Raw genomic sequence first — 14,275 nt, 5'->3', positions numbered from 1 at the left:
GAACGAGTTAGTTTCTTGTGTTGTGCTGATTTCGCCTTTATTTTACCAAGCCACCAATTTTTCACAAAGAATTTATTCGGTTGGGTTGTTTTTTTTATAAAAAATTATGTTCGCGCTTGACGTTACAGTTCGCGGTAACGTCATATCATGTTCGATTGATTACTTACTTAAGCCGAAGAACCCCACCCCGCTTGGGGCTATGGTGTACACACAAGTCTGAAATAGCTGAAAAACCCAAGGTTTTACCCCACCCTAATCCTCCCCTTATAAAGGGGAGGAACTTCTTGGGAGGATTTTAACTTTTAAAATAGGCGCTAAACCTTCATAGATGCGTGAAGGCAGGATAAGAAAGCTTCTTCTAATGGGAATACTTTAAAGTAGGGCGAATAGTTTTGTCCTCAGCATTGTTTCCGTGGAATTTTCACTTAGACTCGAAATGCTTAACTTATCCAGGATGAATCGGTTTTGGCGTGTAGGTAATTTCTGGCGGCAAAATCCGCAGCGATCGCCTTTGATAGAGGTGGAAGATTCGATTTCCTTGCGGGTGCTGGTGCTAGCGTTGGTTATTTTGGGAATTGTGGCGACGGATATTGCGGCTGAGACTTCATTCAGTTTTTGGGCGTTACCCCTGAGTTTAGTGGGTGCGGTTTGGAGTTACTATCGTCGCCGCGATCGCAATGTTGCAGTTAAATTCTGCATCGCCATTGGAATGTTAGTCGCACTGGGTGCTTTCTTTGGGCAATTAGTGGGAGAGTTGAATGATACGCGGTTGGGTTTGGCAGAGTTATTAATTCAACTCCAGGTGTTGCACAGCTTTGATACACCCCGCCGCAAAAATTTGGGCTATTCGATTGTTATCGGATTAATTTTATTGGGTGTGGCAGCAACCCTAAGTCAGACTTTAGCATTTGCACCTGTGTTGCTGTTATTTTTAGCGATCGCTCTGCCAACTTTAGTATTAGATTACCGCTCACGCTTGGGTTTGGAGCCATTAAAAACTCAAAAGGAAAAATTCAATCAGAAGAATTCCTCAAGTCTGAATTTTAAATTTTTAATTCTAACTTTTTTACTAATTGTCGGTCTAGGACTGGCAATTTTTGCTGTTTTACCTAGATTCCCTGGCTATCAATTACGGAATTTTCCTGTAAGTTCTGCCATTCAAGTCAAAGGTAATTTTACAGGACGTAGTATTATCAATCCCGGTTATGTCCGCCAAGGGAAAGGTGAGAATCAAGGCAGTGGTAGCGGTGGTACGGGACAAAATAAAACTGGTGAACCAGGTAAAGTAGATAATAACTTTTATTACGGTTTTAATAGCCAAATTAACCAAAACCTGCGGGGCGAGATGAAACCCAAGGTTGTAATGCGGGTGCGATCGCAAGCTGAGGGTTTTTGGCGAGTATTAGGATTTGACCACTATACAGGTAAGGGATGGGAAGTTTCTCGCAATGAAGATGTTACCACTGTGAGGCGATCGCCTTGGTCTTACCAAATTTTTCTTTCCCCATCTGTGATCGTTGGTAAAACCCAAGAGGTAGTACAAACTTATACTGTAGTGTCCGATTTGCCTAACTTAATTCCCGCGATGACTTATCCCAAGGAAGTTTACTTTCCGGCACCAGTGATTGCTGTTGATAAAGAAGACGGATTGCGATCGCCTGTAGAATTATCACAAGGACTCACCTACACCGTAGTTTCAGAAGTACCATACCGCGATCGTACTAAATTAGGTGAAGCTTCTACTAAATATCCGCAACATATTAAAAAGCATTATCTGCAAATTCCTCCCGAAATTGCCGATAAAGTCCGGCAACGCACCGAAGAAATTTTCGCTAACTACAATCAAGAAGGAGTCTCAAAGTCTGCTAAAAGCCTGGATTCACCTTATGAAAAGACTCTCTACTTAGCTCAATACCTCAAGCAACACTATTCTATTCCCCAAAATCCCTTAGAACTGCCTTATTTAAGTGAAAAAGAAGACTTGGTAGAAGCTTTTTTGTTCAAGCAAAAGGGAGGCTATCCAGACCACTTTTCAACAGTTCTGACGGTAATGTTGCGTTCCATTGGCATTCCAGCGCGGTTAGTGGCGGGGTTTAGTGCAGGAGAATTCAATCCATTCACGGGGTTGTATGTTGTCCGTAATACTGACGCTTATGCGATGACGGAAGTGTATTTTCCTAAATATGGTTGGTTTGCCTTTGATCCTATTCCCAATCATCCTCTAATTCCCCCATCTATTGAAGACACTCAGACTTTTAGTGTGTTGCGCCAGTTGTGGCATTGGGTTGCTGGATGGTTGCCTTCTCCGGTGACAGGTTTGTTGAATAATGTATTTGGGACAATGTTAAATTGGGCGATTAGAGCGATCGCTTGGTTTTTAGCTTTATTCTCCCAAGGTTGGTTTGGTGTATTGACTGGCTTAATATTGTCAACTACAGCAACTTTCTTCGCTTGGCTGGGTTGGGGTCAGTGGCGACAGTGGCGCAACCGTCGATGGTTGAAGAAATTGCCAGCAATGGAAAGCCTTTATCAACAAATGCTGCAATGGACAACCCAAAAAGGTTTAGGCAAACATCCAGCCCAAACACCTTTAGAGTATGCAAGTGTCTCATACCAGCATCATGCTCTAGCAACTGCTGAGGTAATAGATGAAATTTGTCAAGCCTATGTTGGCTGGCGTTATGGTGGTCATACGCCTAACTTGAAGCGACTGCGAGAAAGATGGCAAGGTATCAAAAAGACTGCTAAGTAATTCATCAATGAGTCCCGTACAAAGGTTATCCATTCGGCAACCTTTTTGATAAATTGCGACTAATAGCACTTTTCACAATTCCTGAAATATAAATTGCTCCTTCAGTGCGTCTGATTGGTTCGTGGTTCTCGTTCTCCGATACTAAAACTACTTCTCCTTTTTCCGTCCTGTAACGTTTAACTAAAATCTCATCATCCACAGAAACTATAACAATCTCTTGCTCCTTAGGCTTTTGGTATAGAGGATTAATCAGTTCAACAATTAACCAATCACCAGGATATATACCAATACCTATCATTGAGTCTCCCATTACAGGTAAGATGATCGTTTTATTTGATTCATTGATCAGTTCCTCATAGAGATCAATTTCTTCATAATCAATGTTCATTGAATCCCCTCCAACACTCGATGTGCTATGTGTGCCTGCTGATACTGGGTAATCATACTTCCTGACCTTGCGAAACTCTGCTGAACGTAGAGCATCTATCAGTTCTTTTCCTCTTGTTCCCTTTTCCCAGAGGTACTCTATTGCCACAATCAAGTCATTACTGATTGATGAAGGAACACCAATGTCTGTAAGTGGCTCCCCAAATTTAGATTTACGACCTGACCCTTTTCTGGAACCGCCTCTTGGCATAAGCAATCATCCTTTGTGCAAGTTTTCGCAATTTCTCATATTTCACTAGGAAAAACCTTACTAATTGTGTTTGTCTTGCAAAACTTTTGCAGGGTGTTCTTGATTAGGTGAACTGCTAAATTGTAGATGAGCAATGCCTAAGGCAAGTATGATATGCAACAATGCAATGAGAGCTTTTTCAGAGAAAATAACACTCAGCCCAGTGTTATTATTTGTTTCCTTACTCTGATTAGGATCGCTTTTCATAATATGCCTGTAATAAAACCTACAACTCTAAAAATAGTACACATGAACTAAGTTTGCCTAGTAGGTTTTGAAAAAAGTCTGGAAATCAAACTTTTATAAAAGTACTGTGTATAGTTGTAGAAGAGTGCGACCCAATACATCAAATCTAGGAATCATACAATGAATATCTGGGGGTTTAAGTAGGTCGGCACGATAAACCAAATTTCTCCGCGATACACTAGACATCTCCAGAAAAGATTTAGATACCACATAATTATACGCAGACTAACCCCCCTTCCCTGGTAGGGAAGGGGGGTTTTAAAGCCTCTCTCCGCTTCGGGGAGAGGTTTGGAGAGGGGTCTTTTTCTTTTTCGGAGATGTCTACTACCAATCCTCAAGGGGCAAGGACATAAATTGTAACTTTGCCAATACTGGATCTAGTTCAGAGAACTCTTCAGAATAAACTTTATTCAGTTGGTTCAACATCTGATTCCGGTTGTATTTCCGCAAATATGCTTTCAAAGCTTTTGTATAAAGTTCACTACGAGATATCCCTAACTGTCTAGCCAGTGCTTCTGCCTCTTCAAAAATTGAATCTGGAAGCGAAATTGCAGTTTTCATAACTAGGCTCGTTTTGGTCACTAGACTTCTGGTTATACCCTGGTTGTTGAAACAGAATTCAGGAGTCAGGAGTCAGAATTCAGTTGGGTATTCTGTACGACTGGTGGATGAGTGGATAATCTAAAATCCAAAATTGAGTCACCAGATGTTTATTAGTTGTTATTTTGGATTTCGTCTAACTTGGCACGCACCGCCTGAATATCTTGCCACATTAACCATTTCGGCGCACCTTGTTCCTTAGAAGGGTTACGCAGCAAGTAGGAAGGATGAAAAATTGGCATACATAAACGCCCTTCCCACTCTAGCCACTGTCCGCGAATTTTCGTAATTCCCCGCTTGTCGCCAGTGATACTTTTGACAGCAGTTGCACCTGTTAACAAAATTATTTTGGGGTCAACTAAGCGAATTTGTTCTAATAAATAGGGTAGACAAGCTGCCACTTCTACAGGAGTGGGAACTCTATTATCTGGTGGGCGACATTTATTGATATTGGCAATATATACATCATGCTCAGTAGTCAGATTCACAGATGCGAGAATTTTCTCTAACAACTGCCCTGATCTGCCCACAAATGGTAAACCTGTTTCATCTTCATTTTGACCTGGCGCTTCCCCGATAACCATAATTGGGGCTTTGAGATTGCCACGTCCAACAACAGTATGAATTCGAGTGTCTCCCAATGGACAACGGTGGCAGCGATCGCAATGCTGCGTCAATTCCGTTATGCTGTCATAAGTTCCCGGAGCGATCGCAATTTTCGCATCTGTAGGAATCAGTTCTCGCTGGTTAAAGGTTGAGTCGTCGAAGAGGCTGAGTTGGGTTTCGCTGCTCATGAAAATCAAGATTTTAGCATCAGCGCCAGCTGTCATATCTGAGTTAAATACTACTCTGGTGGGAGATTTATCAGAATAAATAGACTTTTGCTGAGTACTTATAATTTATACAAATCTTATTGTATCAGTTAATTTGAGACAAAATTCAGTCATCATAAAAGCAGTGCCGTCCTAAAATGCTGGGGGAAACCATGTCACATACCCCACTTTTCGCCGATCGCACCCATGCAGGTGAGTTATTGGCGCAAGTGATTCATGATGTTTTGACTCAGCAAACTATTGATTCTGGGGTAAAGCCTGTACCAATTGTTTATGCTTTGCCAAGAGGGGGTGTACCTGTAGCAGCACCAATAGCACGTCTTTTGGATTGTCCGTTGACAATCATCGTAGCGAAAAAGATTAGCCATCCAGAAAACCCAGAGTTAGCAATTGGTGCAGTCACTACTTGCGGAAATGTTCTTTGGGCTGATCAAAAGCTATTTCGCCCTAAAAATGAGGCGCGGTGGCGGGAAGTGGCTTTAAATAAAGCTATTAACCAAGCTAAGTCTCTTGAGGCTCAATTAATTCTTGCTTGTCCGCAGGTGAATGCCGAGAATGCTACGCTTATTTTAGTTGATGATGGCATTGCTACAGGTATGACAATAGCGGTAGCGGCAACTGCCCTGAAAGCGCTTTCTCCAGCAGCAGTTTGTCTATGTACTCCAGTAGCACCACAAAAATTGCTACCTTGGTTAGAACAGTGGGGCGATCGCACAATCGTCTTAGAAACACCCGAACCCTTCCGCAGTGTGAGTAATTTTTACGCTGAATTTCCCCAAGTAGATACACTAGAAGTTCTCGGATATCTCCAGCAACAAAAGACAATAGGGGGGAATTGACTTATACGAGTAATTTTGAATTGTTTCCCTTTCTTGCTTTTTAACTATTTGAAGATGTTCCCTCCTGATATTGCATAGCTTTGGCATAATCACCTAAGGCGTAGCAAGCGACTTTCAGGCTAGCAAGAGCTTGTTCTTCACTGCGGCGATCTTTGATACTCCTCGCTAACAGCAAACGTTCTTCATAATATGTAATTGCTTTGTTATAGTCACCCAAAGCTTCACAAGCAACTCCTAAACTACTTAAAGACTGTTCCTCGCTACGCTTGTCTTGAATTTCTTTAGCTAATTGCAACCGATCTTCATAATACTTAATGGCCTTGATATAATCACCTAAAGCATAACAAGCATTGCCCAGATTTTTTAGCACCTGAGAAGCACTACGGACATTTTTTAAGGAGCGTGCTAGTACTACACACTGTTCATAATAGGCGATCGCTTTTGGGTAATTATTCAAAGCATACCAAGCATTACCCAAATTTTTGAGTACCTGTTCCTCACCCCAGTTATCTTTGAGTTCCCGCACAATTTCTAGACTTTGCTGCTGATACTCAATAGCCTGTGTAAAATTACTTAAAGCTTTGTATACTAATCCCAAATTATTTAGTGCTGCTACTTGACTCCGTTTATCTTGCAATTGCTGGGTTATTTTCAAACATTTTTCTAGAAACTCAATAGCCTTATTATGGTCATTCAGGTGACGGTATGCATTGCCTAAATGGGAAAGTGCTTGCATTTGCAATGTTAAATCTGAGGTGTTGTTGAGCAAAGACAGACATTGTTGGGAGTAGGAGATAGCACTTTTGTAGTCTCCAGTGCTGTAAGTTACCAATCCTAAGAAAGAAAGTACCTGTGCCTGTTTTTCCAAATCCCCAACTGCCTGAAACAGCCCCAAGGATTGTTGTAAAGACTTCATCGCCGCTATTAATTCACCAGCTTGCTGCTGTTGAATTCCTTGCCGTAGTAGGTTGGATGCTTCCGATAAATGGTCGTCGTTTTCCTGTGGAGGTCGTATTTCTGCTTGTGAATCAGAGTCAAACTCATGGGTAATTGTATTACGCTTCACTCGTTTTAGGTATGTTATGGGTAGTTGCAGGGGAACTGTATTTTTCGATCTGTTATTCTATTTGCTTTTAGACATCAACTTCTTCCTGTGAAGTCTAGCGCTAAATCTAGTGTTCCCAAAACCAGGATGCATCTTTCATCAGGCTGCCTTACCACGGCGTAAATTTAGCAGGGGTGAGAGTTCTGACTTTTCAGCTTATGTGGAAAAGCCACGAAAAACCTAACTTCCTAACCCCCTTCCCTGCGTTCGCGTAGCGGCACGAAGTGCGGGAAGGGGGAAAATTCAAAGTCTCTCTCCTTAAAGGAAGAGAGAAATAGAAGTGAGGTTTTCCAAATACCGTGAAAAGTCAGGTGAGAGTTCATGAATGAAGTGATTTACTAGAACTTTGAGCCTACTAATCTTAGCCCCTACATTTATTTGGATAATTTATTTATTGGAAATCCCTTACAGAAAACAGGAGCGTGAGATAATATTCATGAGTAAAATTCTAAAAATTGACGTTTAAGAGAAAACTTAATCATTAAACAAGTGCAAATACGAGCTAATGCACAATAATTATTCATCATAGATTACACAGCTGATAGACATCTAAACTATGAGCTACTGTCTAAATCCTGCTTGCAACAAGCCCCTCAATCCCGATGACACACAATTCTGCCTTAGTTGTGGAACAAAAGTGATATCACTGCTACGAAATCGCTATCGAATTATCCGCCCGTTAGGAGGTGGGGGATTTGGCAGAACTTTTTTGGCAGAGGATGAAGACAAACTCAAGGAAGTTTGCGTTGTCAAGCAGTTAGCACCTCAAGCCCGTGGAACTAGCGCCTTGAATAAGGCGACTGAACTGTTTCAACAAGAAGCGTACCGTCTGCAACAACTAGGAGAGCATCCTCAAATTCCCACTTTATATGCCTATTTCAGGGAAGATGACTATCTTTATCTAGTACAGCAGTTCATCCCAGGACAAACTTTGCGACAGGAATTGAAACAGCAGGGAACTTTCAGCGAAGATAAAATCTGGGAAATTTTGCGAGAATTATTACCCGTCCTGAAATTTATCTACGAACATCAGGTAATTCACCGCGATATCAAGCCAGAAAATATTATCCATCGCTCCCAGCCAAATACTAATTCCCTTTACCCAACAAGACTTGGGGCAAATTTGGTCTTGATTGATTTTGGTGTAGCCAAGCAGTTAACAACCATAGAGATGGAACAAACAGGAACGAGCATTGGTTCCTATGGCTATGCACCCGTAGAACAGATGAAGTTAGGCTTGGCATATCCGGCTAGCGATTTATTCAGTTTAGGTGCGACTTGTTTTTATCTGTTGACGGCAATTCCCCCCTATCATCTGTATATGGAAGAGGGCTATGGTTGGGTAGCACACTGGCAGAAACACTTGAAGTTTCCCATATCTGCAAAACTAGAACGGTTGTTAGACAAGCTGTTGCAAAAAGATATTCAGCATCGCTACCAGTCAGCAGATGAAGTCTTGCAAGATGTTCAGTCTCAGCCACCAATCACAGCAATTCCACAGTCGCCTACTGGCAAGCCTTTGTCGTCAGAAATTAGTCTGAGAAAGGCTGTTTCTCCCAAAACTGTGATTCAGGCTCAAATCCGGCTGCCAAATAAATTTCTAGTCTGGGGTGCTGGTATAATCTTCCTCTCAGGGTTAGGAGGATATTTTTATTGGACTTGGTGGCAAAGTTTGCCCCTAACTGGACATTCCGGGGAAGTTAATTCTCTTGTCTTTAAACCAATACTCCCCAATCAAGAAGAAATATTGGCTAGTGGTAGTGATGACAAAACTATTAAAATTTGGCATCTGAATACTCGACGGCAAACAACCACTCTTCAGGGTCATTCCGATTGGGTTTATGCAATAGCTATTAGTCCCGATGGTCAAACCCTTGTTAGTGGCAGTAAAGACAAAACTATCAAAGTCTGGAATCTCAACACAGGCAAGGAAATACGCACTCTCTTCGGTCATTCCAGTTATGTGAATTCTGTTGCCATTAGTCCAGATGGTCAAAGTATAATCAGTGGTAGTTATGACAAAACTATCAAAGTCTGGAATCTCAACACAGGCAAGGAAATACGCACTCTCTTCGGTCACTCAGGAGAAATTTTGTCTGTTGCTATCAGCCCAGATGGTCAAACTATTGTCAGTGGCAGTACAGACAACACCATCAAAATCTGGAATTTTAACACAGGTAAGGAAATACACACTTTGAGTGCCCATTCCAGCGATGTGAATGCAGTTGCCATTAGCCCAAATGGTGATCTGATGATCAGTGCTAGCGATGACAAAACTGTTAAACTATGGAACTTAAACACAGGCAAAAAATTACGCACTTTTGTAGGACATTCCGCCGATGTGAATGCTCTTGCCTTTAGCCCCAATGGTGAAAACATCGTTACTGGTAGCGATGACACAACTGTAAAAGTCTGGAGTTTGTATACAGGACAGGTAATACGCACCTTTGAAGGGCATACTGCTGAGGTTTATGCTGTTGCTTTTAGTCCCAATGGAAAAACCTTGGTTAGTGCTGGTAAAGACAAGACTATCAGGATTTGGCAAGTACCGTAGCAACTTTTGCTGCTGACTTACGTAGCTAATGCAGCTTTATTTAGTCATCTTTGGGTCATTTATTTTTTTGGTAGTCCCATTATGATCAACATCTGCGCTGTATATGTGGCGCAGGATATCTCGCACCTCCATTAAAATTTTTCCTAGCATATTTTTACCACTACCATCGGCTCCGCAACCCCAGTAAAAATCGATGGGCGAGTTTTCAACAATTTCTGCATTGCCCGTGGAAAGTAAGATATTCCTGATATCTGTATGAGTCTGAAATTTACATAGCACAGCTTGCCGCATGATGTCGTCTTTAATTTGTTCCCAATCTTGACGTAGGGGACGGGTTCTCTCACGCCCCATTTTTGCGGCATCTTTAGGTGTTTTAACTAGGCGAATTTGTTCTACATGAGCTGTACCTACAAATTTTTGTGCTTGAAAGTAGTGTTCGCTAGTTGACCAATACAATCCATCTAATTCAAAGCCGTGGGGTGAAAAATTGGAGAAAGAGCCATATTCTTCACGAGTACTGTAAAAGTAGATTGTCATAGAAATTGATGCCAGTTTGAGTTTACTTAATTAGTGAGTTTTGTTATAACACAGACGATTTGTTTTCTGTTGATTCAATAAACGCCTCAAACTGACCATTAGGTGTCCATTGAATAGCCCCATCTCGTCCTGTAAAGAACAGCTTAGTTTTACTTTGATTCAGTTCAGATAAAGTTTTTGGATCAAAGTTAGCAGAAGAAGCGATCGCTACTTGTGGTTGCAGAGCAATAACTAAATCTTTCAACGACTCAGGCGCGCACCAAAGCACTTGTGGGCGAAGCAAACTTCCATTTTTAACTAGTTGTTGTACCTCTTTAGATTTAACATTACCTACTAATAACCAATTCTGATCTAAAATTTGCACTTGTAAGATGGGTAATTGGTCGTTGATTAATTGCGCTACTATCGAACCAGCTTTCACCGATTGACCAACTGCTAAAGGTTGATAAATTCCTTGATGTTTTTGTAGCTGCTGTTGAATTGCCTGAGTTGTAATAGAATTATCTGTTTTGGGGGAATATTCATAAAAATTATTTATTGGTAAACGCTGCATTAATTCAAACCAAGCATTACTTTCATTGCCTTGAAAATCAGTTGCGATCGCCCAATTTATTTGATTTACACCCTGCTGTTGCAAAAACGGTAAGATTGTGAAACGTCCTGTACCTTCATCACCACTATTAATTACAGTTACAGTACCTCTATCTTGAACAACTACAATTGGTTCCGTACCAGATTCTAATACCGTTATCCTAAACAATGTATTTGCAGAATGCCAAAGTGGGATGAATACTAAACTAATCGCAATCACATTAGCAAACCACCACCGTCTCTGCCACCAAGGTACCAGCCAAACCAATATAATCAGTACATAAATCGCCAAAAGCTGCCAACTAGATATACTGCCTACAGCAACAGAACTTCCAGGCAACTTGCTAAAAAATTCCACCAGTTTAATTAGCCAATCAGTAGGATAATGCAACACCGCAGCTAAAAAGCTTCCAGCCTGAGTCCAAATTAAACCTACTAAAGCACTGATGATTCCACCAATACTAATAATCGAAATTAATGGAGTACTAACCACATTCAGCAACAAACTATAAGATGGTACAACTCCAAAGACAAAAAGTTGCACAGGTAAAGTCCAAATAGTGGCAGCCAAGGGAACGGCAATCAAAGAAGCGATCGCAGGTGGTAGCCATGCTAGGCGGTTAACTAGTGGGGTTACTGTAACAACTAATCCCAGTGTTGCTAAAAAACTCAATTGAAAACCTAAATCCCAAATCCATAGAGGATTAAAGACTAATAACAGAGTTGCTGCTAATAGTAATGATCCGAACTGTTTTACCTTCCTTTTTAATAGCAAACCAACTAATGCCGCAAAACCCATAATTACGGCTCTGAGAACCGCAGGTTGAAAACCTGTTAAACTCAGAAAAATGATTAAAGCCAAAAAACCAACGGTAAATTGCGTTGCTTTTTTTGTCCGCCTCGTTAACTGTAAGATCACACTCAAAATCAAAGAAGTTTGGAACCCAGAAGCAGCTAAAGCATGAGCTAATCCGGCTTGTACAAACAAATCGCGGATATCGTAGGGTAAATCAACCGCTTTGCTACCTAAAACCATTGCACTGACAAGAGGCCCTTCGGGGACACCCAACCAACGAACTTGCGATCGCACAATTCGCTCCCGAATTTGCCACCATCCCCATTTCCGTTCCTGATCCAAAACATTTATTTGTCGCCCAATCAAACCAGCAAACGTTCCTTCTTGCTTGAGAAACTTCTGAAAGTCGAAACCACCAGGATTGGAAGCCGCCTTTGGTTTGTACAAAATCCCAGTCACAGCAATTTGTTGACTAGGATATAACCCAGTGGCTTGAAGTATAGGCACTGTCACATACAATTTCCCCGTCACCCCTTTTGGGACACCTGCCGAACCTTTTTCATTTTTAACCTCATCTAGTTGAGTCACTTCCAGCCAAAATTGTCCCCGTTGACTGCGAGTTAAGCGAGGATTACTAGCCACTTCGCCGCGAACAATTACAAGTTGTTCTTGATTACTGCTATTTCCAGGCGGGACGAACTGACTAATATCTTTTGCACCTGGTTGCGGCACTCGCCATTGAAGATACAGAGTTGCCAACAATCCCACCAAGCCAGCAGCTAGCCATATTCGAGGATGGGCAATAGTTTGCCAGTTATTAGGCATCGCCTTTGTTTTGCTTGCCACATTTTCTGGTTTCTGAGGAAATTGCTGTAGCATGGTGCGTCTTCTAAAAACAATTGCTCCCACTACCCCTAAAAGCAAAACCCACACACCACCCCAAGGAACTGCTGTAAAGAGCAACCCGAAAATATAGCCAAGACAAATAATTACACCACTAGTTTGAATCATAAGATTTTTTCTAAAAGCACCTGACAACCCGAATTTGCAGCTGACTTAAAAATAACTCTGACTTTTCACGTTATGTGGAAAAGCCACGAAACACCTAACCCCCTAACCCCCTTCCCTCGTCGGGAAGGGGGAAAATTCAAAGTCTCTCTCCTCTGAGGAGAGAGATTTAGAGAGAGGTTTTCCAGATACCGTGAAAAGTCAGAAAAATAACTAGGGTAGTAATAGAGAAAAATCGGCATTTTGGAATTTGGCTATGAAATTCCAAAATAAAATATTTCAACCTCTTATTGTCTAAGCCTGGAGAGGCTTTGCCTGAATTTTTCATCTCTTTAATCAGCAACAGCGAAAAATTTTTATGCTTCTGGTGAAGTATAGTCCATCAAGTTTATACAAACAAAGCCCGCACAGGCGGGCCTTATCCTTGTAGCTTTAATATTCTAGACTCAAGATTTAACTGGATTTCTGACCTTTAGCAACAGCCACGCCATTAAAGATATACCTAGCTTAAAGAATGCAAAATCAAGAGCTTAACCTGCGGAGGCAGGTTTTGTCTGTGTAGCCGCCACTTCTAATCGCCCAGGCATAACTTCGAGCAACGGAAAACCCAACTTCTCCCTCTGCTCAACATATAAATGAGCCACCTTCCTAGCCAAATGCCGAATCCTGGCAATATAGCGAGTTCTCTCCGTCACCGAAATCACACCTCTAGCATCCAGCAGATTGAACGTGTGCGAACATTTCATTACATAATCTAAGCTAGGCAAGACCAATCCTCGCTCCGTCAATTGGGTAGCTTCCTGCTCATACAGATTAAATAGTGTCAGCAGCAACTCAGGATTGGACGCTTCAAAGTTGTATGTACACTGCTCAATCTCTCCCTGGAGGTAAACATCACCATAAGTAATGTTGTCCGTCCAATGAATCTTAGTAATTGCCTCTACTTGCTGGAGATACATTGTCAGCCGCTCTAAACCATAAGTAATCTCAATGGACACAGGACGGCAATCAATTCCTCCACACTGTTGAAAGTAGGTAAATTGAGTAATTTCCATTCCATCTAACCATACTTCCCACCCAGTGCCCCAAGCCCCTACCGTTGCATCTTCCCAGTTATCCTCTACAAACCGAATATCATGGTCCTCAGGACGAACACCTAAAGCCCTTAAGGAATCAAGATAAATCTCCTGGATATTATCTGGCGACGGCTTAATCAGAACTTGGTACTGATAATAGTGTTGGAAACGGTTGGGATTTTCGCCATAGCGCCCATCAGTCGGGCGACGGCATGGTTCAACATACGCTACAGACCAGGGTTCAGGCCCCAATGCTCTTAAAAATGTTTGCGGATTCTTAGTACCTGCTCCCTTCTCAATGTCGTAGGGCTGGGCAATAAGACAACCGCGATCGCCCCAGAACTGATGCAATAAACCTATTACCGACTGAAAATTCACGCTTCACCCATCCTTAGTCAACACAGTGCATAAACCATTGTTGCCTACAACCTAGCACTGTGGGCAGTTTCAGGAGACATAAAAGCGTTTCCAAATTATTTTGGAAAAAGTAGTTGACACAAAGAGGTGTGTTCGCTATATTGAATAAGTGCCTGAAGCGAAGCGAACGAAAGCGACGCTGAAAGGGACACCGAACCTTGAAAATATTATAGTTTGAAAGCGATTATACAGCAAGTGGATTGCGTCAAGCAAATAAAGATAACTAAGCTGAAGTTAAAAAAGAG

At 41.7% G+C, this 14,275-nt stretch carries 11 protein-coding genes; 3 read left to right on the top strand and 8 right to left on the bottom strand.

The genetic code is table 11. The features are described from left to right. Positions 1-436 precede the first annotated feature (436 nt). Positions 437-2,752: a transglutaminase TgpA family protein gene (locus V7K50_RS07630; RefSeq protein ID WP_334958726.1), complete on the top strand. Its 2,316-nt coding sequence runs from the start codon at positions 437-439 to the stop codon at positions 2,750-2,752. A gap of 25 nt (positions 2,753-2,777) precedes the next feature. Here the strand turns inward: V7K50_RS07630 and V7K50_RS07625 are convergent, their stop codons facing one another. From V7K50_RS07625 to V7K50_RS07610, 4 genes are all read right to left on the bottom strand, one after another. After that, positions 2,778-3,389: a LexA family protein gene (locus V7K50_RS07625; RefSeq protein ID WP_334958724.1), complete on the bottom strand. Its 612-nt coding sequence runs from the start codon at positions 3,387-3,389 to the stop codon at positions 2,778-2,780. A 60-nt stretch (positions 3,390-3,449) separates the two neighbouring features. After that, positions 3,450-3,635 (bottom strand): hypothetical protein, encoded by a 186-nt coding sequence (locus tag V7K50_RS07620; RefSeq protein ID WP_334958722.1) that lies wholly within the window; start codon positions 3,633-3,635, stop codon positions 3,450-3,452. A gap of 363 nt (positions 3,636-3,998) precedes the next feature. Beyond that, positions 3,999-4,235: a ribbon-helix-helix domain-containing protein gene (locus V7K50_RS07615; RefSeq protein WP_334958720.1), complete on the bottom strand. Its 237-nt coding sequence runs from the start codon at positions 4,233-4,235 to the stop codon at positions 3,999-4,001. 152 nt (positions 4,236-4,387) lie between these two features. Then, on the bottom strand, positions 4,388-5,068 hold the full coding sequence (locus V7K50_RS07610) for a uracil-DNA glycosylase (RefSeq protein WP_334958768.1): 681 nt from the start codon (positions 5,066-5,068) through the stop codon (positions 4,388-4,390). Positions 5,069-5,259: 191 nt separating this feature from the next. Here V7K50_RS07610 and V7K50_RS07605 point away from each other — a divergent pair, with 191 nt between their 5' ends. Continuing rightward, positions 5,260-5,946 carry a phosphoribosyltransferase gene (locus tag V7K50_RS07605; RefSeq protein ID WP_334958718.1) on the top strand — a complete coding sequence of 229 codons (687 nt, stop codon included), beginning with the start codon at positions 5,260-5,262 and terminating at the stop codon, positions 5,944-5,946. Between the two features lie 40 nt (positions 5,947-5,986). On the opposite strand, the gene V7K50_RS07600 is transcribed toward V7K50_RS07605, so the two are convergent. Then, the gene (locus V7K50_RS07600; RefSeq protein WP_442944561.1) at positions 5,987-7,012 is read right to left on the bottom strand and encodes a tetratricopeptide repeat protein; all 1,026 of its coding nucleotides are present in this window, start codon (positions 7,010-7,012) and stop codon (positions 5,987-5,989) included. Between the two features lie 595 nt (positions 7,013-7,607). Here V7K50_RS07600 and V7K50_RS07595 point away from each other — a divergent pair. Next, entirely contained in the window at positions 7,608-9,605 is a 1,998-nt protein-coding gene (locus tag V7K50_RS07595; RefSeq protein ID WP_334958716.1) for a serine/threonine-protein kinase, read from the top strand. 36 nt (positions 9,606-9,641) lie between these two features. On the opposite strand, the gene V7K50_RS07590 is transcribed toward V7K50_RS07595, so the two are convergent. The 3 genes from V7K50_RS07590 to glyQ all read right to left on the bottom strand — a co-directional run bounded on the left by V7K50_RS07590 (position 9,642) and on the right by glyQ (position 13,991). After that, positions 9,642-10,142: an NADAR family protein gene (locus V7K50_RS07590; protein ID WP_334958714.1), complete on the bottom strand. Its 501-nt coding sequence runs from the start codon at positions 10,140-10,142 to the stop codon at positions 9,642-9,644. A 43-nt stretch (positions 10,143-10,185) separates the two neighbouring features. Next, positions 10,186-12,540 carry a ComEC/Rec2 family competence protein gene (locus V7K50_RS07585; protein WP_334958711.1) on the bottom strand — a complete coding sequence of 785 codons (2,355 nt, stop codon included), beginning with the start codon at positions 12,538-12,540 and terminating at the stop codon, positions 10,186-10,188. Between the two features lie 527 nt (positions 12,541-13,067). Further along, the gene (gene glyQ / locus V7K50_RS07580) at positions 13,068-13,991 is read right to left on the bottom strand and encodes a glycine--tRNA ligase subunit alpha (RefSeq protein ID WP_334958709.1); all 924 of its coding nucleotides are present in this window, start codon (positions 13,989-13,991) and stop codon (positions 13,068-13,070) included. Positions 13,992-14,275 lie beyond the last annotated feature (284 nt).

Source organism: Nostoc sp., from assembly GCF_036917135.1.
Classification (GTDB): Bacteria; Cyanobacteriota; Cyanobacteriia; order Cyanobacteriales; family Nostocaceae; genus Nostoc.
Note: the sequence above shows the minus strand (reverse complement) of the source record. Positions and strands in the feature narration are given on the sequence as shown.

Bases quoted from the DNA above. Each gene is read 5' to 3' on its own strand.
- V7K50_RS07625 (WP_334958724.1), bottom strand. From the start codon at position 3,389: ATGCCAAGAGGCGGTTCCAGAAAAGGGTCAGGTCGTAAATCTAAATTT.
- V7K50_RS07615 (WP_334958720.1), bottom strand. From the start codon at position 4,235: ATGAAAACTGCAATTTCGCTTCCAGATTCAATTTTTGAAGAGGCAGAA.
- V7K50_RS07590 (WP_334958714.1), bottom strand. From the start codon at position 10,142: ATGACAATCTACTTTTACAGTACTCGTGAAGAATATGGCTCTTTCTCC.
- V7K50_RS07610 (WP_334958768.1), bottom strand. From the start codon at position 5,068: ATGAGCAGCGAAACCCAACTCAGCCTCTTCGACGACTCAACCTTTAAC.
- V7K50_RS07595 (WP_334958716.1), top strand. From the start codon at position 7,608: ATGAGCTACTGTCTAAATCCTGCTTGCAACAAGCCCCTCAATCCCGAT.
- V7K50_RS07620 (WP_334958722.1), bottom strand. From the start codon at position 3,635: ATGAAAAGCGATCCTAATCAGAGTAAGGAAACAAATAATAACACTGGG.
- V7K50_RS07630 (WP_334958726.1), top strand. From the start codon at position 437: ATGCTTAACTTATCCAGGATGAATCGGTTTTGGCGTGTAGGTAATTTC.
- V7K50_RS07585 (WP_334958711.1), bottom strand. From the start codon at position 12,540: ATGATTCAAACTAGTGGTGTAATTATTTGTCTTGGCTATATTTTCGGG.
- V7K50_RS07605 (WP_334958718.1), top strand. From the start codon at position 5,260: ATGTCACATACCCCACTTTTCGCCGATCGCACCCATGCAGGTGAGTTA.